This window comes from Psychroflexus salis (assembly GCF_014640175.1).
GTDB lineage: Bacteria > Bacteroidota > Bacteroidia > Flavobacteriales > Flavobacteriaceae > Psychroflexus > Psychroflexus salis.
Window position 1 is genome coordinate 168,958 of record NZ_BMGL01000008.1, and the last position, 25,657, is coordinate 194,614.

Sequence of the window (25,657 nt, forward strand, 5' to 3'; positions counted from 1 at the left end):
TAGTGCATCTGAAACTTGAGCGATGACGTTTTTGAATGACAAAATGAATAATCAAATTAGTTTCCGAAAAATTTATTCAGTAAAGACTCTAAAAAGGATTTTGTCTTTTGATGTTCACTTTCAACTTTTTGAATATTTTGGATTTTATTTTGCTTCACTCTTTCAATATTACTTAACTCTCCCTCTAGCTTTTGTTTTTGTGCCTCTATCTCATCTCTTTGTTTTTTGAGATTTACTTGCTTATCTTCCTCTGCGAGGATTTTTTCTTTAAATGCTAAAACAGCTGACTGAGATTGATCAAAACTTGATTTGAGTTCATTTAATTGCTCTTCTATAGCTACTATTTTATTCAATTTTGAAGCTAGATTAGATTCGTACTCTTTCAATTCTTGTTGTTCTTGCGCCAATTTCTCCTCTGCTTCTTTTAGTTTTTGCTCTGCAGCTATTTTTTCTTTATTTATTATTTTCTTCAATCCCGCTTCTGGATCTGATAAATTTATCCATCCTGCAAAGGATAAGTCATCCTTTTGCTTGGAGTCCTTTAAGCTCCAAGCAGGTAAAGCCTCTTTAATCATTTCATAACCTTTTTCATATCCGTTATTAAAAAAGGTTTTAGTAATTAATTCATAATCTTTTGTAATCTCAGGTATTGTATAAAAATCTAAATCTCCATAACGTCCCTCCATACCGTCTGAACCTATAAATAAAGCGATTAACTTTTTAGTGCCATAAGCAAATCTAAAATTATCAAAAGCATTTGATTGACACATAGATGTAGTTGTGCTTCCTTCACATTGTGGATCTTTAGGAATTGGAGCAAAATCATTCATTTCCTCATCGAAAGCAATACACATTCCATCTCCTAACTGAAATGCAAACCAAAAGTCTTTAGTTTTTAAAAATGCCAATATCGTACAACCATAAGCAATTTCAATTGCTTCATTATTGAGAAAATTTAATCTTCTTTTCTCTGAAACACCTTTTTCAATTAAAAAGTCTTCAGATGGCATATTTTCTTGCCAATGTTGGTAAATACCCTCTTGCCATTTTGATATAATTGACTTGAATAAATGATTAAGTACATCTTCATTTTTAGTTTTATTCGGACTTCTTTTATCTTCAAAAACTGAATCTTTTTTTTGATTTAATTCAGTAATTGTTTCCCTAGTTATAAACTCTTCTTGAAATAATGTGTTATCTTGAGCTTCTGCAAAAGTCTTCAGCAACTCCATTGTTCCATTCACTAAAATAGTAGAGCCTACATCACTTCTAAAATAATCTTTACTTCCGTGACCATCACTTACAACTCCAATGTAAATTTCGTTTTCACGATCTTCGTAGCTAATAACAGCATCCTGACATGGTATTCCTTTTTTGACATGGCTTTGACCAATGGTTACTGCGTGAAATGTTCTGATATTTTCCATATTATTTATTCTAATTTGTTATACTAAACCCAACCATCATCATTAAAATCGGGGATATTACTGTTTTTTGACAACGTTTCATCATTACCAAATTTTGGAAGGTTATTTTTTTTCGGAACGCTCTTCATTTCTATTTCCATCTCATTTACCTGAAAAATTAACCCTTCCATCTCTTTCAATTTTATTAGTATTTTTAATGGATCTATTGATTTAACTTTAGCCCTAGCACACCAAAGTATTTTTGTTTCATGGATAATAGAATATAAAATAGAATCGGATATATTTTCAATGTTCTCTTTAAAATCAAAATCATCACCACCGCCAGCCCAAACGGCAAAGCCAATCAAATCTTTCTCAATATTTCCTTGAAAAGCAAAACATTCAATATTACAATCATTAAGATTCCATCCAATTCGGTTGAAACAATAGTTTGACAGTAAAATTATTTTCCAATTCAATTCTAAATTATTCCACCACTCTCTTTCTGAATTAGAAACAGATACTGCAGCACCTACAAGTTCATCTATTTGACAATAAATATTTTTAAAAACATTGATGTCGGATAGACTCATTATTGCTTCAGGCGAAATGGTGAGGATTTCAAATAGTTGATGTTGGTTATCCAGACTATCTCCTAACGAAATTGCAAATTTAAAAGCAAGTCTGTACAACTTATTTCCTTTGAGTTGTTTTTTTACATGACTTACATTTGAAAGCTCTATGCTATCTCCGTTTAAAAGGAATACAATCGAGGGGGGACCGGCATGTCTCATGTCTTGAGAAAAGAGTTCGTGACTTAAGTTCGAAATCAGTTCTTGAAGAGCGTTTTCAAGGTTACAATCGCTACTTTCAGGAGAAAAATCCTTGTAAATAAAATCACTGACTGGCACCAAACTCTCATACATCCATTCTGATTTATCCGAAATTTTTAGAACATTGACATAGATTGATGTTTCACCAGCATAATTTTCTTTGAACGAATCCCTCACCATATCTAGAATCTCTGTAATCTTTGTTTTAACAATGAGTAGCTTTTCCTCATTAACAGCATTTGAGGCGTCCACCAAAAAGCGTATTTGGTATATTTTTCTTTTCCACTCAACTCTTTCTATTAATTCATTCATAATACAAATTTCAAATTCTTGCCAACAAACAAACCAACACAGAAACTTTACCCATACATCCCCCTTCTGCAATCAGCAGGCGTTCGTTTTTACTACCGCCAGAAGTGGACGACCACAAGGTATCTCCATCAATGATATAGAGCCGCTTATCTTTGCTACCTCTACTGGTTGATGACCATATCGTATTACCATCAAAAATGTAAAGCCGCTTATCTTTAGACCCGCCACTGGTAGATGACCATATGGTAGTTCCATCAATAATAAATAAGCGCTTATCCTTTGATCCACCTCTTGTGGATGACCAAATTGTTGTGCCGTCTATGATAAAAAGTCTGTCAGATTTAGACCCACCGCTTGTAGATGTCCAAAACGTATCTCCTTCCAAGATATAAAGTCGCTGGTTTTTAGAACCTCCGCTTGTTGATGACCATATTGTACACATAAGCTTTTTCTTTAGTTATTCTTTTCTGTTTCTACTAAAAAGTATTCTCTATTCTTTGACTGATATATGCAATAAAATTCCACTAAAAAGTAAAACTACTTTATAACCAAATATTTTTGAAGCAAAATATGCCATAAAAGTTTTACGCTTTTATGGTTCAAATCAATTATGTAAATGCGCTAAAATCTAAATCTCCAAAGCTATCATTACTTGCGGTAACTGCTCCATCTACATTTGCGTCAACAGCACTATTTACAGCCTTATATGTATCCTTCATGCCCTGCTCATCAATTTGAGCATCGGTCATACTTGCAGAAGAAGTTGGAGCTTGACTATTACTTGTAATTTGAGAAGCTGTTACAGAAACTACTTCAATCATTTTACTTAATGTCGCCACATCTTTAGCTAGCATAATTCCTTCTACATGCCCTAAGAAACTATATAAAGCCTCAAGATTTTCTTTACTAACAGCATCATGACCAATGGCAATAGCAAATTTCTGAGATAATTTAAACCATTGATTTTGCTTTAATTTATCCACATGATGACTCCACTCATCTGTTGGCTCTCCATCTGAAAGCAAAATAATAACAGGTTGATTATAGCCTTCAGGATCACTTAATAAAGCGTTTCTGGATAATTGTTCGTTCAAAGATTTACAAGCAGCACCAAATGCGGTCAATCCTCTATCCGTAACTATATCCACCCAATTAAACAAATGTGGCTCAACTAATGCAGGTGTAATCCAATTCGGAGTATGGTCAAATTCCATTACACCAATTTTAATTATAGCTCCATCGTTTTCATTAGTAATCTTTTTTAACTCTGGCAAAATATCAGCCATACTTTTGTTTACAGAGGCAATTTTTGCTCCAGACATACTGCCTGATTTATCAATAATAAAAATCAGGGGCATTACCTTGTTTGCAGATTCAGCTCTTTCTAATAACTCATTCATCGTTTTTGTTTTTATTTGTTATTAAATTATTTCGGTTTGCTCATTATTCGGCAAGTTTATTTTCAATCCTTTATTCACTGGCATCATACCATTTGGCTCTACAGAAACTTGATTACCTGTTGGAGTAATAACCCGCCAAGGTACGGATGAAAGATTCTTAATTATCCAAACATTTGGTTCATCCGATTTAAACATTACTTGTCCTACAGGTTGGTTATTCGTTCCTAAATAAATTGTCTTTTTCGGGCTTAAAAAAATCATTCCTTCGGATGTTTTTAAAGCGACCTTAGGAAACTCTCCATCCTTTAACCAACTTTCTTTTCCTTTTTCATCCATTATTAAACTGTTTCTCAAAGCAACAACCGTTTTCTGCCATTCTCTGAGATTAGGGCGTTTATTAAAATCAGAAGGGTTTTTAATACTATCCTGACTAAACGCCTTTACAAAAGCATTTTTTAATAATGATGGATACAAGGGCCACAGCTTAATAGAGTTTTTATGGACATTTGGCACTGGTCTATTTAAATCTATGTTGGGATCGAATATAAAAATTGGTTCTTTACCATAAATTTTTCTTGCAAAAGACGGTGACATTAATGGCACAGATAAATGTCTCTTACCTTCGAGTGGATGATCTGTAAAGAATAATCTAAATAAAATAATAGCGAGAGAAAAACAATCGCTATAAACATCTGGTTTCCTTGCATCAATAACAACTTCAGGTGCCATATATCTCGGCTTTCCTTTAATTCCAAGATTGTAACCTGGAGGTGTTACGTTATCGTTATCACAAATAAGCACATGACCGTTTTCTGGATTAACAAAAAAGTTGCCTTCATTCAAATCTTGATAACTCAATCCTGCTTGATGAAGAGCTTGGAAACCGGCACAAATATCTACAGCACAATTTAACATAGCAGAGATTGTCTTAAACTTAACTTTATTTTTTAAAAATGCCCCAAATTCATAATATCCATCTGGTCTTAAATCCATTACATAGCCGAAACTGTCGTGCTGTTTTTCTGTGATCATCAGTGGCCATAAAAAAGCTTTTGATCCATTTGGCGCTTGATTCTGTACATTTGTTTTGAGATTATTATAAAAGGTATCTGGATAGTGTTGAATATACCATTTAAGCGCATACTGCTGACCGTTAAATTCGCAGAGATATACGATACCCTGTCCTCCGCGTCCGAGTTCTTTTTGAACCTTTACTTGCCCGCCATTGGTGAGCTTAATCATTGTTCCTTGTTTTAGTTCTGACATAATTATTGTTTTAATTTTTATTCTATAATCCAGCTACCACCATTTAATTTCTTTTGCTGTTTTTTAATCAACAAAAACGTTTCTGCGTCCTCCTCTCGAACAGAAATTACTCCCTTAGACAACTCTGGATAACGAAGATTTTTATCTGTAATTTTAAATTCAGCTTCCGGAAAATCATTTAGAAATCCCCCTTCACTAATCTGCTTCCAAATACCTGGTGTTGTAACACCTGCTTCAACTAGTTTTTTCATTGAATCATTCATTTAATTTAAAAATTAGGGTGAAAATCATTATACCACCCCATACAATTCCAGATGCAACTCCGTTACTCCATAAGAGTTTTCTTTTCCATATAGTAAATGGTGGATATTTGAATTTATCAAGATAAGATACCGCATAATTATCGCTATATTTTAAAAGAATTAAACTCAATGGATACCCCACTCCAAAATAAATGATGCCAAATAAAACGGACTCTATGCCTATAGCAAGGATAACACCTGCTATTCCCCAAAGAAAAATATTGATAACATAAATCAGCCAAATCATTTAGATTCTATTTTTAGTGTATCATTTTTAGTAGCATTGGTATTTCCTCCTAATTTATCTCCCACAGAATATTTATTGCATTTATCCTCAAAGGTTTCTTTTCTGCCATATCCTTCATAAGTGTACATGCAGATAGTTGGAATTAAGGAATATTCTTTTTTGAGTATGACTGGTTCTCCTTGGTGATAATTAGCATTATTTTCTTTATTTGATTGGCAGCTAATTAAAATTAAAACATAAAACAATCCACCCATAATATATATAATGAATTTAAAAACTATATATAAAAGGAATTTATTAGTCAAATCCACCATCAGTCCAATTTTTTGAACAGTCATTACAATAGTATTTAATATTTATCCATTTCTTGTAAAAAAACACAATTGCTGCTCCTATTCCTATAGTTATCAAAATGCTGGAGATCTCTCCCGATTGAAAACCATAGTATATAACAGCTAGAGCTATTAAATAACCTATCCAAACGCTTTGGCTGGTTTTTGAACTTACATTTTCGGAGTTACAACGGATACATCTCATGATTTAGTTCTCTCTTCTTTTTTAAACAATGCCCTCGGGTTTCTATTTTGCGGTAAAGACTCATATGCTTTGGGCAAATAAACTTGGGTGACTTGCTCATATTCGGGCCATATTTTGGTGTTTTCTGCTTCTGTCGGATCCATTAGAATGTATTTAGGTAAACAATTTTGCATGGCTTGGTGTAAAAAAGAATTTTCATCACTAAACAAAGCATAATTGGTACTACCTCCATGATCTTGCAATACCAACACATCAGGGGCTAATTCGTTTTCGCACAAAATTTTTGCAGTTTGAACGCCTTCTGTACCCAGATACGTTAGGGTGCAATCCAAATTTTTTGATTGGAATTCAAATTTTTTACCCCAAGCCTCTGCGGGTTCATGCCCCATCATTTCATCTCTATTTACATTAGTAGGCCAAAAGTCTTCCCAACAATCTTGATTAAAATCTTGTGGTGCAAGAACACTTGTGTTGATGTTGTTTTCAAGTCTATCAATAACTTCGCTCAATTCTTCAATAGACATATAATCAGTGAAAAATAATTCAACACCTTTAATGTGTCTCCCAAACAATTGAAGCGGACTAAAATCCATGCCTGCGCCAGGGTAATACACCCGTTTTATTTCTGAGTTGTATTTTTGAAGGTAATACTCTAGTGTCGGTAAATCATTGTCTGCAGTTATTTGATCCAAGACTGGCTTAGTATTCAAAGGTAAAAGCTTTTTTTCGAGGTAACTAAAATCATTATCTTCAGCAATATATTGTAAAGCCGTTGCTAATTCGTCTGAATCTATTTTAGATTGAAGCCGAAGTGAATCGTGAAAATTTTGTATTAGAACAATACCTTTATCGTTGTACTCCAATGCATAAAAAACTTTGCTCTTTGACTCAACTTCTAGTTCCAATAACAAATCAAAAAATATATTGAAATCAGCAGGATTAAAATCAGCAAACTTATCAAAATCAACAGTATTGAAAACGAAATCACTTTGATTAGAAGTAGTTTTAAATTGAACAGCTATAATAGACAAATCATTAATAAAACTGTTGTCAGTTAATCTAAGATGCACATATGATTTGGTTGCTATTTTCATGTTCATACAAGAGCTTTAAGTCTACTTTACAATTGTATAACGACTAGCTCCAATCGACTTCCCTGAAAAATTTAATTAATTTTATTTATTGTAGTATTGAATACAAGTAAATTATCTAATAAGTCTGAATCAATACAGCAATAATCGCCTTATTAAATTCTCCTTGTATGCTTATCATACAATTGGAATAGCCGGTGGAATTTCTTTAACAAAAAGGTAAAAGAATTAAAATAGCATTTCATTTTTGGGCTACAAAATTAAGTCGTGAACACTAGTAATATTAATATTTCTTCACTTAAAATATTAATGTTAAGGCTTTATGATTAAGCTTTTTATAAGTTTAACGTCCAAGACCTTCTTTCTTCCCGAAAAGTCATAATTCCGACTGCAATACAGTCCAGTCTAAAATGAAATCCATCTGCTCATCAGTTTCAGGTTAGCGTCTATGGGCAATTGAAGTAGAGCGTTTTAGGTATTCTATGGTTTGAATTATATTTTCTGTAGTTGCCATTTGTTGTTCAAGCAAAAAACATCCAATTACAGTACCTGTCTTTCCAACTCCTCCCCAACAGTGAACATATACTTTTTTACCCACCACTTAAATATCGTTGAAAATCTGTGCAATGATTTCTTTCATTCTTTCCTTCGTTGTTTCAGATAAATCTTTGATAGGAAAATAATATACAGTTACTTTTCGCTCCATGCTTTTCGCATAATCCCTTAGATCAGAAGTATAGTCCACTAAAAGTTTCCCTGAAAATGTCTTTTCATTAGGCTCCATTAAATTAATAATAGTATCAAAACCCATATTTATTAGATTTTGAACTTTTTGTTTTCTAACCGACCTTTTAGAAGAGGAAGGAATTTCTCCAGCCAATAATTTCCCCGGAATCACCCAGTGAGTTCTTTCAAAAGGTAAAATTATCTTTTCTTTATTCATTGATTTGTTTTCTAATTTCTGATATTGCTTTTAACCTCAGCTCAATATTTTTCTTTTCCATAGGGTAAATAGATGTTCTCAGCTTGTTAGGTAAACTTTTATATTACTCCAACCTGTGTCAATTTTTAACTTCAATCAAGGTCTCTAAATCTACTTCGGGCAAAGTGTTTTCAGAAAGCCAATCAAATATGCCAACAGACAATTCCAAACAAACAACTTTTGAGATAGGAATAGGTTTGAACCAGCGATTAAACTCTTGAAAAACCAAATCGTATATATCTTCTTTTGTCATCTTTTGATGAAGTTGAATGATAATGGTAGCCACCTCAGGATCGTATTCATCCGGCTGGGCTTCAAGATGATAAAAATCCATTGGATTTCGATTATTTATAAAAGCACGCAAGGCATAAAATAATTCTCCATATACTTTTCTTACCTTGTAAATGTCGATTGTTTTTGACAAACATTTTCCTTTTTCTGTTGGTGCCATAAAGGTTTAAAATTATGACAATTTAATCAATTCAATGGTTTTTAGTTGTTCAGCGTTGTATTTGATTTTTCTGTTTATGTTAAACACGCCAATAATGCCATCCGTGTATTTCAATAACTGCATATTGTCTTGAAACATATAATTTACATCAGCTAAGTTTGGTTTACTATCTTGTCTGGTTTCACTGGTTCTATCCAATTGTAAAATCAACACAATACAGGTGTTGTTTTTTTGCGCCATTTTTTTAAAATAATCCAAATCAAACTTATTCTCTGACGGCAATAACTGTAAATAATTAACAACCACTAAGGCATAGTCTTTTTGAGATAACAATTTACTGAATTCGGTGTCTACCAAATAACTCGAATCATCAAACACATCTATAAAACCAAGGTCATACTGCTTATTCAAGCTGTCTTTAGATAAATCTAAATTAAAAAACAAGGTGGGTATATCAGCGGAACAAGCGGAGGCAATGCTTAGCATCAAAGGCATTTTACCCATCCTAGGTCTACCGGCAAGAACATAAAGTTGTCCCGGTGCAAAATGGCCAAATTTCTCATCCATTTCTGAATTACCGGATGTTATTTGTGTCTTCATTTTTATTTAAATTATATAGTTAATGAAGTATAGGTTTTATTTTTTCATCATTTTTCCTTTTCCCGAACACAGCGAACAAACAACCCCACTCCTTTATCCTAATACATTTTTACTGCTTCATTACAAGATGCGTCTATCCATCCTAGTATGGCCTTATTAGAATCAAAATGGGTGCTGCTCCACCACAAGTTGTAAAGAGTTGCTTTCTTCTTGAAAAAATTTATCTTCAAAACTTATGCCGATGGACTGCTGAGAAAACAGAAAACGCGTTAAATCTTTATGACTGGGTATGGGCCAACCTTTTGGTGCTAAACCACGAAGGTCATTGAACACATACTAATTGTATCACTTTCCTAATTGAGCATTGGACATATCATTGTTGAAATAAAACAAAGCAGGCATATCATATTCAGCAGCTATTTGATTCGCTCCGAGTGATTGAGCATCAAGAACAACATCACCATTGTGGAAATTTTCTATATTGCGGTTGCTTTTTTTCCATTCATGGTTAAATACTTTTAAAGACTACATTTTAAAAATTTAATTTTACTTAGTATTCAAATAAGAAACAATTATTAATTTTTATAAAATAATTATATAAAGTATAAATTTCCAAAAATCCGAAAATATAAAAAAAGACCAGTTCCATGAAACTGGTCTTTTAAATCATTCACCGGCATCATCTTTACATTTTCTTGAGCAAAACTCCAAGGAGTTATAAAGTCCTTTACGTACCTGCACCCAACCGTGAGGAATGTCTCCTCTGTTATGTATTTTTTCGTAAGTACCACAATAGTCACATATTATTTTTCCCATTTTAAAAATTTTAATTAATACCTACTCTTTAAGCTTTTCGGCTTCCGCTTTATATCATTATGACGACTAACTTTTCTTATCTTCCCAAAAAAAAACACTTAACTATTGATTTTAAGTGTTTTATATTTATTTTTTTTCAATTCCAAAACATCAAACCCATCACCAACTATCTTAACTACATAAAGCTCATCAAAACCTTCGCTAAATATAGGTGGCTCAAGTTTATTGTATGTCGCTTTGATACCTACCTCCCGAATATTTTCCTTGCCTATTCGCTTACTATTTCGATGGATCGCATCATTAATATTGGTCTTGAAATAATACCCAATAACTTTGTACTTATGCGCTTTAGCGGTTGTAATGTATTTGACCTTTCTTCTTTTGTTGGGTTTGTATTATCTACAACAAATCGCTGCTGTACGGAAAAACATGCATTTATAAACACCTGCTCCTTGTTTCTTGTATTAAGCTGATCTAGCGATATGCGCATGTGCGTCTTTAAGAAATGCTCTTTGTAAAAAGTTGTTTTGCCTGAAGCTTGTATGCCACAAAAAATAATAATATCCATTTGTTATTCAACTTAATTAAATGTCTTTTTTACGACCTTATCTATAATCATAACGAATAAGACCTTCTATCTTCCTGAAAAACTCCATCGTTTTCACTCCAACACAGTAAAAAGATGTGTTTCATGCCAACCACTACGAATAGAAGTAATCGTTGACAAATTATCATTAAATCTTTGTGTAATATTAGTTTAAAGTCGTCAACAAGATGCTACAAAATATTCGGCTGCGAGTATTTAGGTTTTCATCACATCCAATTAGGTATATAATGCGTAATTTTGTATTTTACATTATGTACCCACTATCCAAAGAAGCATTAGAATTTTCCACCCCTTTGTCTGCAGATACACATGGGATAGCTGGTGTATGGATGTGGTTCATTTCACAAAAACCTAAAACAGCCAATCCCTTAATCAAGAAGCTTTAATCATTCACCTTGAGTCTTTAGTGATAAAGAAACGTGATGAAAAAATGTTTAGCCTTGAAGAAGTGACCACGTGTAAACAAGTGCTTCAACCGAACAAAACCAACATCAAACGCTACAATCTTGGAGAGTTGGGCGTTCAGGAATTGATTAGAGAATTTAAAAAATATGTTTAATGTTTTGGGGTGGGGTTTATTAATGTGCTTCTTTATGTTACATTTCGGCTTCTTTTAAAAGTGACTCAAACAACAGTGTTCGCTCACGTAAAACTTCAACTTTATAGTGAGCGCAAATAGGAATATACATGGTTCCCTTATTTTGACTGAACAACTCATCTGAAAAGTTGTTTTGTGCTTCAAAATATTCCTTCCATCGTTGTTGCGAGTCGTCAAATAAATGACGGATGTGTACGGGAAGTACTTCATGCAAAACTTCTGAGATACTGTCCATACGATGTTCCCAGCGATCATAAGCATCAATATTACACTGTGTCATTCCCATTGTAGTGAAATTGCTTGTGTCTTGCAAGCAAGCTTCTAAAAAATCATCAATTGGATGTGCTTCTTCAGATGTCTTAAACGTCGAACCGACTTCTGATTCTCCAAACTGTATAGGTTCCTTACAAGATGTCATGACAAAAAAAGCAATGATCGTAATTATTCTAAAACGTATTATTTTCTGCATATCCATTTTTAAAAGGTAAATTATTGACACTATTAGGCTCATTATATATTTCATGCTTTAAGGGGCATACTAACTGTTTTGATCCCTATAAAAAAGAGACTCACTAATGATTGGTTAATTATTTCTTTTCAGTAGAATCCATTCCTATAAACTCATTCAATAGCTTTAAGTCGGGCTTCATTGATGAAGGAAAGCTTGAATATTTAAACTTTCTCTTTTTTGAATCTACAATTTCTCTGTCGCTATGCACAAAATCCTGTAATTCTTGTTCATTAAGTATGTCGACTAATAAATTGTATTGATCAATGATATCATAGCGATTAGAGTTGTATTTTATAGCTCTTAGTATTGGTCCTTCTGAGTTTAATAATTCCATGTTTTGCATTGTAAATTGAATTTAATTATTGTTTGTGTTAATTAATTATATTTTAAAATTGATTATTTGCTACATATTTATCCTAAAAAGGTAAATCATCGTCGTCGTCAGAGTCAATAACTCTTGGTTGAGGCACATCAAAACGCCCCTCTTGATTTAATTCTACATCTAATAAATTTGCAATAGTGTGTTTTTCTAAATTTCGGGTTAAGACATTTGCTTGTTGATAATTTTTCCCTGTTAAGAAATTTTTGAATTTTTCAGCATACTCAGCTAAATCAGATTTGGAAGATAATGGGTTTTTCTCAACAAAATCTTCACAATGTTTCTTAAAAAGTGAAACCCTAATATTCATTTTAAAATAAAGCTTATGTTCATAAGTATAATTTCCTTTTTTCTGTAGTAACTCTACTAGAAAATGAGAAATGATAGGTCGATCTTCATTTAACTCATCGATCAATTCATTTTGAAAATCATCATTTTGATAGTTTTTGACAAACCCTGTGGTAACTTTTTTGTTATGTCTAAGATAGAATATATTTAGATTAGGTTGTTTAAAACGAATTACGCTATTAGATTTCAGCAAAGATTTATAAAGTTCTTTAGCTGCTGTATTAGAATCAGCAATATCTAAACCGTTGTTTAATAATTTATTTAAGGTGGAAATAACTTCATTTTGAATACTTTCTCCAGTAGGTTGATTGGGCATGGTCAAATAAATAGAGTAGTGGGAGTTATTGTCTTCAAACACTAGTTTCAAAAGTTCAAATTCATTTAGATTATTCCCATCATTATTTTCTAATAATGCTTGTTGAAAGCCTTGTTCAGTCAATTCCCAAATGCCTTTTTTATATGGATTTTCAATAGATACCGGCTGCTTGTCAATAGCGTTTGTTTCTTCATCGTAACTCCAGCGTATCCACGATAGGTTTTTAGAATATTGCATATAGCCAATATTTCCAGCTATATGAAAATCATAATATCCGCTAGTATCTAAAACATTGCCGGACTTGTGAACAACATGATAAGCTTGTTGACCAAAAGGTGCTAAAAACAAAAATTGGTCATTAGGATCTACCTGAAAATCATTGGTATATATCATTTGCAACAGATAATTTCCTTTACTATCCTTTAGATTGACTAATTGTAAGTTATCGATATAAAGAGAATCACTCAACATATCACTCAATGCACTCATCGGTTTATTTAGAAGGTTTAACCCCATTAACTCAAACTCTTGACCATCAAAAGTAAGTAGATTTATGAATTGCCTAAAAAAACGATCATCATTCACCAATTCATATACGGGTTGCTCTTGGTCAAACAAATTGTAGTCAACATTCTCATCTGGAAGAAAGGATTCCATTTCAAATTGAGTAAAAATATATTGGATGGATTGATCATTCCTTATCACATGGGGTATGGCATCAATAGCTACAAGATTACGTTGCGCCAATTGCACAAAAAAATCTACCATAACTTTAGGGAAACGTTTAAAAACATTGTGTTCAAACCAGCAATAAATATCTTTAGTTTCAAAATTTAAATCACCTGCATGAACCCCATTTTTTTCTGCGGCAGCATGCAATAATCCTTGAATATTACTTTTCGAAATATTCAAAACTTCTAAAGTCCTTGACCAAGATAGATAATAGCTTTTAGGGCGTCTTTGGAAAGGATTAACTTCAGAGACTAATTGAATATACTGAGAATAAAATTCAAAGAAAGTCAAATCACAAGCAAACAAATCTTCCAATTCTTGATTCAGTTCAAATTCTTGATCACTAGGCGTGTCAATCTGAACTTCTAAACAATCAAAGCAAAGTTCTTTTAAGTAATCTGGGATTTCGTTAAACGAAGAATATTTTAGTGATGCACCTTTTTCTATCAAGCAAGGGTAAATGGAGTACAATGTGCTAATTTTTTCTTTATTACGTATTCCCCAATATTGAAGAAATGTTAGCAGATTCATTGGTATCGTTTTTGGGAAACCCTGGATGGTATCCCATAAAAGGAAATAACGATTATTGGTTTGCTTATCTTTAAATGTGTAAATAGGATTTGCCATTATTTTATTTTTTTAAATTTTAATTTTTAGCAATTTGATTTTTATGTTTTTTTTGTGTTAGCATCTTTTTTTTAGTGTTGTAAATAAATTTTGAAATTTATCAGTAAAATAATGAGCTGATAATATGTATAATTGTTCAAAATCATTGATGTTTAAATGATAAAAACTTATACTTTCTAAAGAATTAGGTAAGTTACCCTGCAATCCCTTTATAACTTCTTGATAATTACCTTGCAACCATGGGCAAAGCCCCAAATTTTTGATGCTATTTTGCTCACAATACTCTAAAATAGCATCAAACGTCATATCCTTAAGATTAAAAACTTTAGGTTTAGAAAGAAAGAAATCACTAACTGACTGACTATTGTAGGCAGCTTCGCCAACTAGTGTTGTTTGTTTAATATTGATTCCAATGGTATCCAGTGATTCTTCGTCAACCCATATACTTCCCTGCACAAGTTTCATTTGAACGTTTTGGTTTGCTATATAAAAACGAGCTGAACAGCTAATTCGTTTCATTTTAAAAACATGACCATAGTTTCCAGAATTGTATTCTTGACTTTCTGTAAAGGTTTTAGGGTCTATAAACCCCGAATCTCCTTCTTTTAATTCTTTAACTTTTTCAAATCCCCAGTCTAAACGAGCATATTGATCTCTTATATCTATAGGATAATGAGAAAAATCACAAATCAATATAAATTCATCTCTTAAAATTGGACTCAAATAACCCATCACCACGTCAGATAGGATTGCGTAACCACCGCCACCTTCATTTAAGCCTTCATTTAATGAGACCAAATAATCTATTTTGATGTTTCGTGATTTTAACTCAGCAACAGATACTAATATATCCTTATTTATCCATTCCGCATTCGTAGGGATGTTTTCATAAGATTGAGTCCATTTCATATCGTCTTTTTCAACGAAAAATAGTTTATCAATCGACAGGTTAGAGTATACATCAAGGTAGGGTCCTGAAGCCAAGTATAATAGCGTTTTCATAATTAATTATTTAATTTCATTACCGTTTGAAGTAAACCTTGAATAAATTGATTATTTGTTCTTGATTTAACTCGAAGCTCATTAGAATCAATTTTTATTTCCGAAAAACGAAAGTCTTCATCAGCCTTCAAAGCTTGTGTAATCTCAGCACAAAGTTTTTGCATTAAAGAACTGTAGCCCATTTTGATAACCGAAAGGTATTGATTGTTATAAGCATCACTTTGAATGATATCTGTGAAAAAATTAGGGTATGCGGCTATAATTTGGTCTGCATAACTCTTATAAATCCCTGCAAAATCATTTTTATTTAGATGGTAAAATCGCACTTCCTTTACCTGTGTGCATTGATGGTTTTCTAACAAATTAAAAACATCTTCATAATCACCTGCACCCCAAGTAGTCAAGCCTAAAACTTCAGCTCTAATTGATTCCGCATCTTGTAATATTTCTTCAACAGATTTATTGTTTAGGTTATGCACATTGGTTTTTGCACTAAAAAATTCTGAAGAAGTTTGGAAATTTCTATTTTCTCTACTTGGTAAACGAACTCCATCATTTGAAAGCTTTATGCCTATATAGTCTAAATCATCGGCATCACTCCAAATACTTCCATGTATAAGCTTTACTTTAATTTGATTATTTTTTATTTGAAATACTGTTTGTAAATTTACTTTACGTATTTTAAAAACTTGACCAAAAGCCCCATTTTCAGAAGCATAAGTAGTAAAAATACGTGGATTGATGTAATTTTTATCACCCGGGAATAGTTCGCAAGTCTTTTCTATAGCCCAGTCTAATCTAGATATTGATTTGTAAATCGTTGTTTTATAAGGATTTAAATCGGTAATTAAGGTAAACTGATCTTTTAGCAAAGGGTAGAGATAGCCCATCAAAAAATCAGAAAACAGGGGATACACTCCACCACCATCAAACAAACCTTCATTTATCACCACTAAACAATCAATTCGCACGTTATCCCTTTTTAGCCGATCAATTGACAATAGCGCATCTTTACCAATAAACCGAATATGGGTCGGTTCATCAGGATAATTTTTTCTTAGCCCTGCATTGTAATCTATAAAGTACATTGCTTCAAAAGGCATTGAATAATATTTTTTTTTAATTGCGCCAGATGCTAAGTAAACTAAAGTTTTCATGAATTTTGATTAAGTTTTATTTTAAAAAAATATTATCGATTATTATCCTGATTATTCTAAGTGAGCTATTCTTTTATCAATCTAATTGATAAACCAAGACCATTGTAATAGTCATCTACTTTATGAGTTTTAAATTTAATCTTTCCAAGTTCTAATTCAAATTCTACGATATACCCATCTGATGTCCAAAACATAGCATAACTCCCTTTACCGCTAAAGTATTTGTATGTGTACAGTGATTCTCCTTCCCAAAAAGTAACAAATGAGGCTCTTCTTATGCCATTTGGTTTTATATTTAAACCTGTACTTTTTACATTTCTATAATCTAAAAAATAAAACTGTTTCCAATAACTTACATCTAATAGCGACAAAAGACCTTGTCGGTCTTGATTTGTCGCATGTTTGATAAGGTTATTAAAATCAGATAATGAAGCAATTCTATATTCTTTAGGCAATTGTTTGCTTATCGTTTTACACGCAAAATAGTTATACAGCATATATCCATTTTCCGAATCGTTTTTATAGTAACAATATGCTGGTTTTTGTAAACGTGTTTCTTCTCCCCATTTTTTTGGATTTTCTATTTTAGGTATTTGAGCTATTTTAAAACTTAAGTGATTAAAATCTTCTGAAGCCCAAATTTTCCTTTTAATTTCAATGTAGTTTTCATTGATTGATTCATTTTTATTTTTAACAAGCCTTACAAAACCAGAAATGAAATTACTATTTGCCCAAGCTTCAATTTTTTTGTAATTGGGAGTGTTCCCAACACAAAATGTTCCTACGGTTAAATTGTCTTTTTCCAAATAAGCCCAACTTGTGAATGTACCATAATCATGAGGTACCGCTTGAAAACCCAATTTACCATTACCGCTGTGATTACCGCCTTTCCATTTACCCCTTTTTTTAAGGTCTTTAAGAGATTTTATATTATTCTTTTGCCTGTTTTGATTATAATCCCAAGTTGAATCCCATAGGTGGGTCTCATCATCTTCAAACAAGTAGCCACATATTCTTACAAGGTCTTTCCATTCATCCAAGGTTGGCAACCTGAAATCATCTTCAACTATTTCATTTATATTTTTAATTGCAAATTCATTATAACAGTATCCTAAATGTGAATTATTGGAATCGAAATTATACCAATGGTAACATGGGATTTTTAAATTGTTGTATTTTTCAAGCTTCATTTTATTGATAGCAAAATCAATTTCAAGCCCATCCTTGAAGGTTTTCTGGGCTAAATTTTTTGTTTGCCAAAATAAGTTGTTTACTATTATTGTATCCATAATTTAATGCGTTTTAATATATATAAAGATTAATAGCGTTCATTCTATAATTTGACAACTCACATTACTTTCTAATTCCTTGACCTTTTCAAATCCCCAGTTTAAATTCGCATAATAATCTCTCACATCTAATGGATAATGAGAAAAATCACAAATCAATATAATTTCATCTCTTAAAATTGGACTCAAATAACCCATCATCTCGTCAGATAGGATTGCATAACCACTGCCACCTTCTTTTAATCCTTCATTTAATGAGACCAAATAATCTATTTTGATTTCTCGTTCCTTTAAATCATCAATCGTTTTAAGTACATCCAAACAAATCCATTCTGTATTTATTGGAATTTTTTGATAAGAGCTTTTATATAGACAGTCATTTTTTTCTATGAAATAGAGTTTGTCAAATGCTAATTGATTATAGTTTTTAAGATAAGGGCCAGCTGCTAAATAACAAAATGTCTTATTCATAAATACTAAACTTTTAGCTCAGGAAAAACTTTTCCTAAATCTTGTTCAATAGGTTGTGGAACAAATGCTATTAAAGTAAAATAAATTGCTTTTGGAATCACAGAAAAGAGGATAAAGGTAATTTTATCAATGGCTGGATCTATAAAGTAAAAAGCTATTGCTAAATAAATTAAAATATCAGAAATCTCTCTAAAAATCACTGTGAAACGTTGGAATTTTTTTATGGTAAAAACATTTTTTTTAATAGGGGGTAACTCAGGGAATATAATAGATAAATCGTAAGGATTTCTGATAGGAGCAAAACAAGTTAAAGTTGAGACAAATACCAACCCAATAGTGATAAATAAAAAAGTAATGATAAGAAAGGGGCTTAAAGCTAAGCTAATATAGCCAACACCTTCTAATTTAGCATACATTAATATTATAAATAGTGATGTATGTAATGCCCGGTTTATGTTATAAAATATTTTCATTATTATATAATTTTAGTAGAAATTGATTAACCAATCTTCTATAATAAAACGACTAGAAATGATAATCTTCCTTATTAAAACTAACTTACCATATTTAAATCTACTATTTTTTAAAAAAAGTATCTTGCGCAAGTTTTTTTAAGACAAAAGTTCATCTATTAAAATAAATTAAGAAAAATGAAAAAGCTATACCTATTAATTATCTTCATTACCTGGTTTGCCCATGGGCAAAAAGAACATAAAAGCATAAATAATTTGCTGTACGACAAAGAGTTAAATTTAGAAAAAACACTCAAAAAGAATGAGTTAACAGAACTTAGCAAAATAGATGTAAAATTAGATTTGGCTGATGTTTACCTCCAGAGGGGTAAACTATTTCAATCCTTACAAGTTTTAAACGAAATTATTAAAGAACACTTTGAGTTTAAATTATTACCCAAGCAACAAGCTAAAGCTCATTTAGGACTAGCAAATACCTATGATAAAATAATAGAAGTAGATCGATTTTTAGAACACACAGAAAAATTCCGATATTATTTTGGTCTAGCTTACCCAGATAAAGAAATTTATGAAGCACTTTATTATTCTTATATTAGTCGATATTACAGCATTAGAATGTTGCACGATAAAGCTAACCTTTATGCAAGAAAAAGCTTGTCGATATTACATAAAAACATAAATGACTCCCATCTAATAGCTGTTGAATTAATTTATCTAAATTATTTGTTTTCACTCAGAAATTACTCAGATAACTTCGAATTAAAAAAAAGCTATAGAGATACTATTGAAATCATTCTTAATAAAAAATATGCGGGTTATCATACTCAAAAATCTGAAGTTAAAATTGGAGCTAATATGTTTTTAATTGATACTTTGTCTAACAGTTATATAGAAGGGCATCTCGAAAGTGAAAGTCATAAACAATTATCCAAGCAACTTTCTGAAATTTTTGAAGAACAAATTGAGTCTTTAGATCAAAATATAGGCTATTACAATCTTTATAGTTCACGATATCAAAGTCTTCTAGGTTTAGTACATTTTTATAACAATGATTTTACTTCAGCCTTAAAAAATTATGAAAAAAGCATCTATAAAATTACAGGATTGGATCAAACTGAAAACACTTTCTCTGCTTACAACTTTATGCTATCTACAAGCTACTTATGGAAAGCAAGAAGCTTAAATGCACTCTATGAAAAAACTAAAAACATTGATTATCTTGTAAGTAATGAAAAAAACTTAAATGAATTAAAAAAGACTTGGCAACTTTATATTGATGATCGCATTAATGATAAAAATGATTTTAACCGTAACAATTACCTTAGTAATCCTTATCCAACAATTCAAAATAATTACATTCAATTATATTTAGCTACTCATAATGAAGCTTACAAAGAAGATATTTTTATTAGTGGAGAATTATCTAAGAATTATACATTTCAACATTTAATTGAAAAAAGTAAAATTCAGCCAAATTTATATAATGACAATACTTTAAAATATGTGAAATTTGAAAATTTTATAGACCAATTAAACCATAACGGCGAAGTTAGCTCATTAGCTGAATATGATTTTGGAAGTAAAATTCAGCAAGAAACATTTATCCCTAAAACCATATCTAGTTCTAAGTTAAAAGAGAACCAAAAAAGTAATCAAGCTTTAATCTCTTACTCAGAGTTTAAATTAGATGGACATGACACAAAATTATTAGCTCATTTAATTAGTAGAGAATCAGATTCTATTATTTATTTAGATAAAATATCTAATGAATATTTAAATGCTGATAAAAATCTTATGAATCAAGCATTAGATGAAAACAATATTGAACAGTTCCAAAAGTATGCTCATGAGTATTATAAACGATTTTTGCTACCTGTTGAACAACAATTAAATCCAAAAGTAGAAGAAATTGTGATTGTTCCTAGTCCAAGTATGGAGCGTTTAAAGATCAATTTTAGTACATTAATTACAGATATTAAAACATCAAAATCATATAAAAATTTAAGTTATATAGGAGAAAAATATGCTTTTAGTTATGCTAATACCGCTAAAACTGCTTACGAACAAATTATTAATGATCAACCTAATCAAGTATTAACAATATTTGTCCCTAATTCTAAAGAAGTACCAGAATTAATTTACACGGATAACTTTTTAAAAAAGATCAATAAAAAGTACAAGGTAAATCTAATTCTAAATGATGATGCGAATAAGAGTAATTTCATAAAGCATTTAGAAAAAGACCAAATTGTAATGCTAATAAGTCACGGTATTGGTAGAAATACTGATGAAATATATAATAATGGCTTATTTCTTAGCGATGACTTTTTATCAATAGAAGATATTAAATTAAGCAATTCTAGTTGTGAATTGTTAATATTGGCAGGTTGTAGCACTGGGGTTGGTTTTGGTTTCAAGGACGGTATGATTAGTTTTGGAAGAACAATGACACTTTTTGGGGTGGACAGTGTTTTATTAACAACTCATGATGTAGACGAAGCTTCAACATTAGATTTAATTGAAAAATGGTTTTACTTTTTATCTGAAGGGGAAACAAAAGCAAAAGCTCTTCAACGAGCTCAAAAAAAATTTTTACGCAATATCACATCAAATAAGAGCAGTCCAAAATATTGGGCGGGATTAAAACTCGTTGGTAATACTAAGGCAATTCAATTAAAAAAAATTAGTGAAGACAAAAATTTTACATTTATTATATTAATCATTGTCGGAACTTTATTATTCATATTATTAATTTTCAGGAAGTTTAGAAAGTAGAACTAAAGCTTCAAAATAATACGGATTATATTTATCAGATTTTATTATTTGGAGTAATTCTTTTGCTTTGTTATTTTGTTCTAATCTGTAGTAACTAAGTGCAAGGAAATATTGACTATCCTGATAAAAAATATTATTATTTATGGATGAAACTCGATAAAAGTAATCACTAGAATTATTAAAGTCTTTTAATTTATAAGAAACAATACCTTTAAAATAATGTAAAGAGTCTTTATCTGTAGTTCCAGGCATTTTGTTTAGAATATTCAATGCCATTTCAAAATCATTTTTATTGTAAGCCTTTGTAAATTTTATCCAATGTGTTGGCTTTTTGTTAGTATTAAGCATATTTGAAACTCCAATTTCAGTAGGTTCAAAAATAATATTGTTAGAAGGTTTATTATCTAAATATAATTGTTTTAGAATAATTAAACCTAAAAAACTAAAAATTATTACAGCTACTAAAAGTTTATGATTTTGGTTTTTATATAGGTTAGAAGAATTGTTTGAATTCTCTAACCTTTTCATCTTTGATTGTAATTTTAAAAAATCCCATTTATTTACTTTTAAGTAATCCAAAATACCTAATATACTTTCATCTGAGATAGAAGAACGATTAGCTTTAAGAAAATCAAAAAACTCTTTGCGTTTTATCTTATCGAAATATATTGCTTTGCAAACTAGTTGAAAATCAATATTTTTATCATTATATTTAAGCATATTGCAACTTATATAGTTGGTCAGATTTCATTACTTTTTTTCCATTGCCTCCGTAAGTCATTTTTACAGTTTGTAAGTATATTGCTAACTGTTTTTTTTGTCAAAAAAAAATGGTAACCAATTTCTTCTATCGAATATCCTTGCAAATGTAACAAAAGCATTTCTTTATCTCTTTTTTTTAAATGTTTTACTAATTGAAATAAAAAGTCTTCATTTTCTTGAACTAATGAGCCATTATAACTAACCCTGTTGATAAGACTAGTTATATTTTTAGTAATTCTACTTCTGTTTTTTTTTGTCTTGATTAAATCAAGAGCTTTGTTTTTTAGCACAACTTTTAAAAATGGTTTAAGTTTTAGACCTTCGGTAATAAATTTCTCTACACGATAATCAACCTTAGTCATTAATATTTTTTCAAAACAGTCGTATAAAACATCTTCTGTTTCTTTATCATTTTTTAAATAATGAAAAGTGTAAAAGAAAAGCTCAGTTTTCCATAGTTCAAATAAAAATGCAAAGGCTTCATTATCACCATCACAAAACTCATTTTGTTTTTGTTCTAATTCTTCTTCTTTTATGGATTTTCTCATTTAGAAAAGATTATGAGATACTGCATTTAAAAGTTTAATTTGTAGTTAAAATTCTATATTACTACAATATTAAACATTTTTTTGTTAAATATAAACGTTATATAAAACATTCTAAATGTAAGCTTTTCGTTTTCTAAATGGTTAATGAATTTTTTACTTTCTTATCTATGTATTATATATATTTCTATATTTTTTTATTGATTTTGCTCGTTCAATTAAAGATTGTTTTGATTCGTAATTTTTTATGCTTGGGATTATTTTTTATCCGTCATTTTTCAAAATCACACATCAAAAAAAATAACTTTATTAATATCAGATATTAAGTTAGAAGTATCGGTGTCTTAGGTATTACTTTTTATTGGTCTTAAATTAGGGTCTAAAACCCTGAAATTTTATTGCAGCAATTTAGTAATGCTAAAAATCTATCATTCGTATTTGTGGTTTCAAATATATAAGAAAGGTTTAGTATAAAGTAATTCGATTGACCTGTCATATAGTATGTTCAACAAAATATAGGTATAAAGTTCTGAAGGGCGATATACCCTTTCGATGTCGTGAACTTCTAATTTCAAATTTGCGAGGCACCAGACATCGAAATTCAAAAAAGATATTCAAATTATTTATTTATCATTATTAGACTTATCCAATAAAGAATGCGCCGACCTTTTACATTTAACTTATGGCTCTTACCGTGAAGCTAAAAATCGTTTGCTCAAAAAAATGCAATATGAAGATATTCTTCATTTTAACAAAAAAATAAAACCTTCTTGAAAATTAGAATTCAAGTAGTTAGGTTTATTGTCAACATATTGCTATTACGTAAATTTTATTTTAAGATCATTTCAGAAATCATTAGCGACTAATTGTAAATATCTTCACTTTATCTAAGTACTTTACAAACTGGTTTTTATTTTTTACCATAGTTAGCTTTTTGTATTTATTTTAAACTATTAAATATAAACCGAATCTGCATGGTTTAATTACACTTTGTTTAGTTAATTATCTTTTACCTTTTTATAATAAACTTATGAATAACTGTACTAGAGCCACTATGTAATTTTAGGATATAAATACCTTCTTCGTAACTACCAACATTAATACTATTGATGTTCGTTCTATTATTTATGGTTCTTAGTTTGCGTCCTTTTAAATCATAAATTTCATACGCATTAATTGGTTTACCTATTGTATTTACTATGTTAACGGTAAAATTAGCTGGATTAGGGTAAATTGAAATATTTTGTTTATTGAAACTGTCTGTACTTATATTTTGACAGCTACCATTTGGATCAGTTAAAATCACATCTAGTGTAAATACATCAATTGTTTGTCCATTTAATGTGAACGTTATTTCTACTTGATTAGTTTCACTGCTATTAAAATCTTCACAGTCGAAAATTTCGTTATCATAGGTAAATGATAATGTATTACATGTATCGTTGGTGTCGAAATCTAAAGTATGCGATTGGATGTTTGCAAAACCATCTTCATCCATTACTAGCGTAATAGAAGTATCATTTAGAGTTACTGATAACTCGCTATTATCTATTACAATGTTTTGTGTTTGTGTTGTACTATTTCCTGATGCATCTTCAAATGACCATACTACAGTTGTGTTTTCTGTAATAGGAAATGCTGTTTCAGTTGTTCCAATTATCTGACCAACATCACAATTATCAGATGCTGTTGGAGCTGGAAGTACATCAACTTGGCAAGCTGCTATTACTTCTTCTAATTGGATTAAGTCAGGCACAGGAGCTGTTGAATCGTCAATTGTTACCAGTTGATTCTGGGTAGAGCTATTTCCTGAAGCATCTTCAAATATCCATTGCACAGTGGTTGTTTGTGTAATAGGGAGTACCACATCTGCAGTTCCAATTATTTCCCCATCGCAATTATCAGTTGCTGTTGGTGGAGTTAGTGAAGTTACTACACATTGAGCTTCTATACTTGGTAAATTTTGTATATCAGCTATAGGAGCTGTTGAATCGTCAATTGTCACGACCTGATTCTGGGTAGAGCTATTTCCTGAAGCATCTTCAAATGTCCATTGCACAGTGGTTGTTTGTGTAATAGGGAATACCACATCTGCAGTACCAATTATTTCCCCATCGCAATTATCGGTTGCTGTTGGTGGATTTAGTGAGGTTACTACACACTCAGCAGTTATTGATGTTAAATTTTCTACATCTGCAATTGGTGCTTGTGTATCATTAATCGAAATTAGTTGATTTTGAGTAACTGAATTTCCAGATTCATCTTGATAAGTCCAAGTTATGGTTTCTGTTTCAGTAATAGGAAGAACAGCATCTGTTGTTCCAATTATCTCACCATCGCAATTATCGGTTGCTGTTGGTGGAGTTAGTGATGTTACTACACATTGAGCTTCTATACTTGGTAAATTTTGTATATCAGCTATAGGAGCTGTTGAATCGTCAATTGTCACGACCTGATTCTGGGTTGAGCTATTACCTGAAGCATCTTCAAATGTCCATTGCACTGTGGTTGTTTGTGTAATAGGGAATACCACATCTGTAGTACCAATTATTTCTCCATCGCAATTATCGGTTGCTGTTGGTGGAGTTAGTGAAGTTACTTCACATTGAGCTTCTATACTTGGTAAATTTTGTATATCAGCTATAGGAGCTGTTGAATCGTCAATTGTCACGACCTGATTCTGGGTAGAGCTATTACCTGAAGCATCTTCAAATGTCCATTGCACAGTGGTTGTTTGTGTAATAGGGAATACCACATCTGCAGTTCCAACTATTTCCCCATCGCAATTATCGGTTGCTGTTGGTGGAGTTAGTGAAGTTACT

At 31.1% G+C, this 25,657-nt stretch carries 28 protein-coding genes and 1 pseudogene; 3 read left to right on the forward strand and 26 right to left on the reverse strand.

Annotated elements, in window-relative coordinates:
* Positions 1-56: 56 nt before the first annotated feature.
* The 15 genes from IEV63_RS08220 to IEV63_RS13000 all read right to left on the reverse strand — a co-directional run bounded on the left by IEV63_RS08220 (position 57) and on the right by IEV63_RS13000 (position 10,733).
* Complete coding sequence (locus IEV63_RS08220) at positions 57-1,427, reverse strand: protein phosphatase 2C domain-containing protein (RefSeq protein ID WP_188406313.1); 1,371 nt, start codon at positions 1,425-1,427, stop codon at positions 57-59.
* A 23-nt stretch (positions 1,428-1,450) separates the two neighbouring features.
* Positions 1,451-2,551, reverse strand: coding sequence for a hypothetical protein (locus tag IEV63_RS08225; protein WP_188406314.1), 1,101 nt, complete (start codon positions 2,549-2,551; stop codon positions 1,451-1,453).
* A gap of 10 nt (positions 2,552-2,561) precedes the next feature.
* Positions 2,562-2,936: a hypothetical protein gene (locus IEV63_RS08230; protein ID WP_188406315.1), complete on the reverse strand. Its 375-nt coding sequence runs from the start codon at positions 2,934-2,936 to the stop codon at positions 2,562-2,564.
* Between the two features lie 223 nt (positions 2,937-3,159).
* A complete protein-coding gene (locus IEV63_RS08235) occupies positions 3,160-3,951 on the reverse strand; it encodes a vWA domain-containing protein (RefSeq protein ID WP_188406316.1) in 792 nt (263 codons plus the stop codon).
* A gap of 21 nt (positions 3,952-3,972) precedes the next feature.
* A complete protein-coding gene (locus IEV63_RS08240; protein ID WP_229737215.1) occupies positions 3,973-5,217 on the reverse strand; it encodes a serine/threonine protein kinase in 1,245 nt (414 codons plus the stop codon).
* Positions 5,218-5,234: 17 nt separating this feature from the next.
* On the reverse strand, positions 5,235-5,468 hold the full coding sequence (locus tag IEV63_RS08245) for a hypothetical protein (protein ID WP_188406317.1): 234 nt from the start codon (positions 5,466-5,468) through the stop codon (positions 5,235-5,237).
* Positions 5,469-5,472: 4 nt separating this feature from the next.
* A complete protein-coding gene (locus IEV63_RS08250; protein WP_188406318.1) occupies positions 5,473-5,766 on the reverse strand; it encodes a hypothetical protein in 294 nt (97 codons plus the stop codon).
* Positions 5,763-6,104, reverse strand: a complete 342-nt coding sequence (locus IEV63_RS08255; protein ID WP_188406319.1) for a hypothetical protein — start codon at positions 6,102-6,104, stop codon at positions 5,763-5,765. Before IEV63_RS08255 ends, IEV63_RS08250 begins: the two co-directional genes overlap by 4 nt.
* A 195-nt stretch (positions 6,105-6,299) precedes the next feature.
* The gene (locus IEV63_RS08260; protein WP_188406320.1) at positions 6,300-7,403 is read right to left on the reverse strand and encodes a hypothetical protein; all 1,104 of its coding nucleotides are present in this window, start codon (positions 7,401-7,403) and stop codon (positions 6,300-6,302) included.
* Positions 7,404-7,833: 430 nt separating this feature from the next.
* Entirely contained in the window at positions 7,834-7,995 is a 162-nt protein-coding gene (locus IEV63_RS08265; protein ID WP_188406321.1) for a protein-tyrosine phosphatase family protein, read from the reverse strand.
* Positions 7,996-8,337: a protein-tyrosine phosphatase family protein gene (locus IEV63_RS08270; RefSeq protein WP_188406322.1), complete on the reverse strand. Its 342-nt coding sequence runs from the start codon at positions 8,335-8,337 to the stop codon at positions 7,996-7,998.
* A 118-nt stretch (positions 8,338-8,455) separates the two neighbouring features.
* Positions 8,456-8,827 carry a hypothetical protein gene (locus IEV63_RS08275; protein WP_188406323.1) on the reverse strand — a complete coding sequence of 124 codons (372 nt, stop codon included), beginning with the start codon at positions 8,825-8,827 and terminating at the stop codon, positions 8,456-8,458.
* 12 nt (positions 8,828-8,839) lie between these two features.
* On the reverse strand, positions 8,840-9,427 hold the full coding sequence (locus IEV63_RS08280; protein ID WP_188406324.1) for a DnaB-like helicase C-terminal domain-containing protein: 588 nt from the start codon (positions 9,425-9,427) through the stop codon (positions 8,840-8,842).
* A gap of 162 nt (positions 9,428-9,589) precedes the next feature.
* Positions 9,590-9,760, reverse strand: a complete 171-nt coding sequence (locus IEV63_RS08285) for a hypothetical protein (protein ID WP_188406325.1) — start codon at positions 9,758-9,760, stop codon at positions 9,590-9,592.
* A gap of 751 nt (positions 9,761-10,511) precedes the next feature.
* Positions 10,512-10,733, reverse strand: coding sequence for a hypothetical protein (locus IEV63_RS13000; RefSeq protein ID WP_229737216.1), 222 nt, complete (start codon positions 10,731-10,733; stop codon positions 10,512-10,514).
* Between the two features lie 547 nt (positions 10,734-11,280).
* Here IEV63_RS13000 and IEV63_RS13070 point away from each other — a divergent pair.
* A complete protein-coding gene (locus IEV63_RS13070; protein WP_262890059.1) occupies positions 11,281-11,409 on the forward strand; it encodes a hypothetical protein in 129 nt (42 codons plus the stop codon).
* A 37-nt stretch (positions 11,410-11,446) separates the two neighbouring features.
* On the opposite strand, the gene IEV63_RS08295 is transcribed toward IEV63_RS13070, so the two are convergent.
* The 8 genes from IEV63_RS08295 to IEV63_RS08330 form a co-directional block, all read right to left on the reverse strand.
* Positions 11,447-11,866, reverse strand: coding sequence for a lysozyme inhibitor LprI family protein (locus tag IEV63_RS08295; RefSeq protein ID WP_188406326.1), 420 nt, complete (start codon positions 11,864-11,866; stop codon positions 11,447-11,449).
* Positions 11,867-12,035: 169 nt separating this feature from the next.
* A complete protein-coding gene (locus tag IEV63_RS08300; RefSeq protein WP_188406327.1) occupies positions 12,036-12,293 on the reverse strand; it encodes a hypothetical protein in 258 nt (85 codons plus the stop codon).
* Between the two features lie 82 nt (positions 12,294-12,375).
* Positions 12,376-14,361 carry a hypothetical protein gene (locus IEV63_RS08305; RefSeq protein ID WP_188406328.1) on the reverse strand — a complete coding sequence of 662 codons (1,986 nt, stop codon included), beginning with the start codon at positions 14,359-14,361 and terminating at the stop codon, positions 12,376-12,378.
* Positions 14,362-14,418: 57 nt separating this feature from the next.
* On the reverse strand, positions 14,419-15,363 hold the full coding sequence (locus IEV63_RS08310; protein WP_188406329.1) for a hypothetical protein: 945 nt from the start codon (positions 15,361-15,363) through the stop codon (positions 14,419-14,421).
* 2 nt (positions 15,364-15,365) lie between these two features.
* The gene (locus IEV63_RS08315) at positions 15,366-16,520 is read right to left on the reverse strand and encodes a hypothetical protein (RefSeq protein ID WP_188406330.1); all 1,155 of its coding nucleotides are present in this window, start codon (positions 16,518-16,520) and stop codon (positions 15,366-15,368) included.
* Positions 16,521-16,585: 65 nt separating this feature from the next.
* Positions 16,586-17,809, reverse strand: coding sequence for an FISUMP domain-containing protein (locus IEV63_RS08320; protein WP_188406331.1), 1,224 nt, complete (start codon positions 17,807-17,809; stop codon positions 16,586-16,588).
* Positions 17,810-17,848: 39 nt separating this feature from the next.
* The gene (locus tag IEV63_RS08325) at positions 17,849-18,280 is read right to left on the reverse strand and encodes a hypothetical protein (RefSeq protein WP_188406332.1); all 432 of its coding nucleotides are present in this window, start codon (positions 18,278-18,280) and stop codon (positions 17,849-17,851) included.
* 5 nt (positions 18,281-18,285) lie between these two features.
* Positions 18,286-18,753 carry a hypothetical protein gene (locus IEV63_RS08330; RefSeq protein WP_188406333.1) on the reverse strand — a complete coding sequence of 156 codons (468 nt, stop codon included), beginning with the start codon at positions 18,751-18,753 and terminating at the stop codon, positions 18,286-18,288.
* 177 nt (positions 18,754-18,930) lie between these two features.
* Between IEV63_RS08330 and IEV63_RS08335 the strand changes: the two genes are divergently transcribed.
* A complete protein-coding gene (locus IEV63_RS08335) occupies positions 18,931-21,528 on the forward strand; it encodes a CHAT domain-containing protein (protein WP_188406334.1) in 2,598 nt (865 codons plus the stop codon).
* On the opposite strand, the gene IEV63_RS08340 is transcribed toward IEV63_RS08335, so the two are convergent.
* Positions 21,502-22,248, reverse strand: a complete 747-nt coding sequence (locus IEV63_RS08340) for a tetratricopeptide repeat protein (RefSeq protein ID WP_188406335.1) — start codon at positions 22,246-22,248, stop codon at positions 21,502-21,504. The two genes, IEV63_RS08335 and IEV63_RS08340, sit on opposite strands and share 27 nt — an antisense overlap.
* 20 nt (positions 22,249-22,268) lie before the next feature.
* Positions 22,269-22,838, reverse strand: a complete 570-nt coding sequence (locus IEV63_RS08345; RefSeq protein WP_188406336.1) for an RNA polymerase sigma factor — start codon at positions 22,836-22,838, stop codon at positions 22,269-22,271.
* Positions 22,839-23,313: 475 nt separating this feature from the next.
* Between IEV63_RS08345 and IEV63_RS13175 the strand changes: the two are divergent.
* Positions 23,314-23,443 (forward strand): annotated as a pseudogene (locus tag IEV63_RS13175) (transposase); the annotation flags it as partial.
* 401 nt (positions 23,444-23,844) lie between these two features.
* On the opposite strand, the gene IEV63_RS08350 reads toward IEV63_RS13175, so the two are convergent.
* On the reverse strand, positions 23,845-25,657 hold a 1,813-nt coding region (locus IEV63_RS08350), incomplete at its 5' end, for a T9SS type A sorting domain-containing protein (RefSeq protein ID WP_188406337.1).